This is a genomic window from Buchnera aphidicola (Pemphigus populi) (assembly GCF_964058935.1).
Classification (GTDB): domain Bacteria; phylum Pseudomonadota; class Gammaproteobacteria; order Enterobacterales; family Enterobacteriaceae; genus Buchnera_C; species Buchnera_C aphidicola_D.
In genome coordinates this window covers 1-3,737 of the sequence record NZ_OZ060375.1, presented here as the reverse complement: position 1 = coordinate 3,737, position 3,737 = coordinate 1, and the positions used below count along the sequence as shown (strand labels likewise).

2 protein-coding genes and 1 pseudogene are annotated in these 3,737 nt (G+C 25.5%); all 3 read right to left on the bottom strand.

Annotated features, from left to right (window positions below; genetic code table 11):
• Positions 1–242: 242 nt before the first annotated feature.
• Positions 243–1,205 (bottom strand): plasmid replication protein, encoded by a 963-nt coding sequence (locus tag AB4W65_RS02695; RefSeq protein ID WP_367673850.1) that lies wholly within the window; start codon positions 1,203–1,205, stop codon positions 243–245.
• 71 nt (positions 1,206–1,276) lie between these two features.
• Positions 1,277–1,843, bottom strand: a pseudogene (locus tag AB4W65_RS02690) (aminodeoxychorismate/anthranilate synthase component II); the annotation flags it as partial.
• Entirely contained in the window at positions 1,843–3,405 is a 1,563-nt protein-coding gene (locus AB4W65_RS02685; RefSeq protein WP_367673851.1) for an anthranilate synthase component 1, read from the bottom strand. The gene AB4W65_RS02685 and the pseudogene AB4W65_RS02690, both read right to left, overlap by 1 nt.
• Between the last annotated feature and the right edge of the window lie 332 nt (positions 3,406–3,737).

Genomic DNA, 3,737 nt, shown 5'->3' with positions numbered 1-3,737 from the left:
TGGGTATGCATAATTTTTATAAATTTTTTTAAAAAGTGCATTTTTTGGAATAAAAAAATTTTTTTTTTAAATTTATGTGAAATCTATTTCATAAAAAAATTTTATTTATCTTTTTTAACTAAAAAAACGCATGTTCATTAAATGGGTAAAAATTATTTTTCAATTATTTTTACCCATTTAATGAACATGCGTTTTATAAAAAATTTATTTTTATATTTTTTATAACTTTTTTTATGAAAAAATTATGTTAGATTTATTTTTAACGCTGCTTTTATGATTTTTTTTCTTTTTTTATTAGACCTCATTATTTGTTCAACAAAGTTTCTATGCGGTAGGATTATATACTTTACATCGACAATTTTACGTCCATATTTTTTTTTAATCAATTTATATGAACTAATTATTTTCTTTTGGATAAGTACATCAAGAGCATTTTTCATCGCTCTAATATTTTCTGAAATTCGTAAACTTAATTCTCTAGGGCTGCAATTTAAAAAACTAATAAGAGAAGGAGTATATGGATACAAATTATGCGCCTGTACCCAATAATGACTCATTCTCTTATACATATATCTAGCTAAGGGAGAACGAATTTGCATCCCTGTCGTATAATTATATTGTCGAAAAGACAAACTTTTTATAGCACTATTTACAAGAGGATTAAACTGAACATAACAAATACCTTTATTTTTATTCTCTTTTAAAAAATTTTTAGTTGTTAAACTAATGACAGGAAAAAAACTACTACTAATAAATATTTTTCTATCTTTACTAATACATTCAAGATTTGCTCCTTGACAAACTCGCAAAGCCTCTTTAATTTCATTCAAATTATAACCATGACCAATTTTCATTAGTTCTTTCTGTAACTCATATAAAGTAAAAATTACTCCCGCCTTTCCATCAATTATTTTACCTTTTCCTTCAACCGCTAACTTCCTTAAAACATCTTCTAAAATTTCCTCTCTCTGTCCTGGATAAATTAAAACAGTATTAAAATTTTTTTTTTCAATAATTGCAGGTTTTATTTTAATTAAAAATCGTTTCCCTCTCAAATTACAATATCTTATTATAATAGCATTTGATAAATCTATGTTTTCTTTTTTTTGATTCCAAACATATTTTGGTATTGCATCATAAAGTTCTATAGTATTCGAGTACTCATCTTCTTTAATTTTAGATTTAATTATTTTAAATAAAAACATATTATTATCATGAGATTATTTTTTATTAATTTCAAATATTTATTAAATGATAGTTTTTTTCATGTTATTAACCAATTTAAAGTCTGATTTAGCAATTTTGTACCCTGGGGGGTTAAAATTGATTCGGGATGGAATTGAAAGCCGCAAATACGTTCTAAATCATTTCTTATACCCATAATTATTTTATTAAATATTGCATTTATAATAAATCCATTTGGAACTTTTTTACAAATTAAAGAATGATATCTTGCTACAGGAAATGGATTTTGCATATTTAAAAACATTTTTTTATTATCGTGATGGATCATAGAAATTTTACCATGCAATATTTTTTCTGCATACTCTATTTCTCCACCATAGGCTTGAACAATTGCCTGATGTCCTAAACATATCCCGATTATAGGAATTTTACCTTTAAGAATATTTAATAATTCTAACATGCATCCCGCATCTTCTGGTTTTCCTGGTCCAGGAGATAAAATAAGCACAGGATTATTTATTTTTGAAAGAGCCAACATGATAATTTTAATAGATACATAATTACGATAAATTAAAACTTTATGTCCACTTATACGCAATTGATCAACTAAATTGTAAGTAAAAGAATCGATATTATCTAAAAGGAGCACATTAGCCATTAAAAGACCTCTCTGGAGCTGTGAGCATAAATTATTGCTTGTAGTACTGCCTGAGCTTTATTTCGGCTCTCATCGGCCTCTTCTTGCGGTATAGAGTCTAATACTATGCCTGCTCCTGCTTGTATTGTAGCTGTACCATTTTCCACATAAGCTGATCGTATAATAATACAAGTATCTAAATCTTGAGATTCTGTAAAATATCCAATAGCTCCTCCATAACTTCCTCTTCTTTCATTTTCATACTTTGAGATTAACTCCATAGCTTTAATTTTTGGTGCTCCAGTTAAGGTTCCCATATTCATACAAGCACTATAGGCATGGAAAATATCTAAATCAGATTTTAAATTTCCAACTATTTTAGAAACTAAATGCATGACACAAGAGTAACGATCAACTTTAGTCAAATTAGATACATAACGACTACCAGGTTCGCATATACGTGCTAAATCATTACGACCTAAATCTACGAGCATTAAATGTTCTGATAATTCTTTTTCATTCATTCTCATTTCTAATTCTATTCTGGAATCTAAATCTAAATCTATAAATCCATTTTCTTTTTTACCTCGAGACCTTGTACCTGCAATAGGATAAATTTCAATTTCTCTATTTTTAGCATTGTATTTTAATGAACTCTCAGGAGAGGCCCCAAACAACGTAAAATTTGAATCTTGCATAAAAAACATATATGGACTCGGATTACTCTTTTTAAGTCTCTGGTAGGCTGATAATGAATCAGGGCAGGGAAGATAAAACTTTCTGGAAGGAACAACTTGAAATATATCTCCATTCTGAATTGATTTTTTCATTTCTTTTATAATTTTAATATATTTTTTATCTGTTAAATTACACTTGACAGACATTTCATCAATTTTTCTATGCTCTATTTTTGTTAAATTTTGATCTAATTGAAATTTTATTTTTTGTAAATTATTTTTTAGTCTATTTTTTTCTGAACAATTTTTGCTAAATAAACTACTTTGGATAATACAATTTTTCTTTTGGTGATCTAAAACTAATAAAGTTTCAGCTAAATAAAAACACAAATCCGGACATTTTTGATTTCTTTTTAATAAGGGTAATTTTTCAAAATTATTAACTAAATCATATGAAAAGAGACCTCCAAAAAACATTGATCTTTTTAAATTTTTTGGAATTTTCATGTTTTTCATTAATAATCTAAAAGTATCAAATATAGATAAATATCTTAATTTTTTATCTTCATCAAGTTCATGATTCATTAATGGGAATATTAATTCCCGGCTATTTTTAAAAAAATTGTTTTTAATAGAATTTGGTAATAGTAAATCTAATTTAGACAACAATGATTTACCATTTTCTGTAAATGCCTCTACAGTTACAATATTATCTAATGCAGTTATTCTTAAAGCAGTATCTATGATCATCATACTTTCTAGATCATGTTTTTTATCTATCTCTGCTGATTCTAATAATAAAGTAAATTCTTTTTTCTTGCAAAGGTGATTAAAAATAGTAGTTGGATCTGATTGATAAACTCCTTCTATTTGTAATATTTCAACTTCATACTGACTACTTTTCATTATTTATTCTTCCATAAGATCAATTATTTTAAAAATCTTTTATATAAAAAATTAGAACATAAAATTTTTAAATTTATTTTTATAAAATTAAAAATAATCGACTAATTAATCAACAAAAAGTCAATAAAAATTGTATATTTTTTGCGCAGATTTTACTGACGTTCGATCCTTATATAAGATGTTAAATATATATATATATATATATAATAATAACTGAAATATAAATATACGTATATATTTAATTCTTTTAAAGGATAAGCAGCCATAAATAGATGTTAACTAATTGATTTTAAATAATTTTTTCTTAACGAACTGTGCAGCATTCCCACATA

Coding starts and splice junctions, on each gene's coding strand:
- AB4W65_RS02695 (WP_367673850.1), bottom strand. CDS start 1,205: ATGTTTTTATTTAAAATAATTAAATCTAAAATTAAAGAAGATGAGTAC.
- AB4W65_RS02685 (WP_367673851.1), bottom strand. CDS start 3,405: ATGAAAAGTAGTCAGTATGAAGTTGAAATATTACAAATAGAAGGAGTT.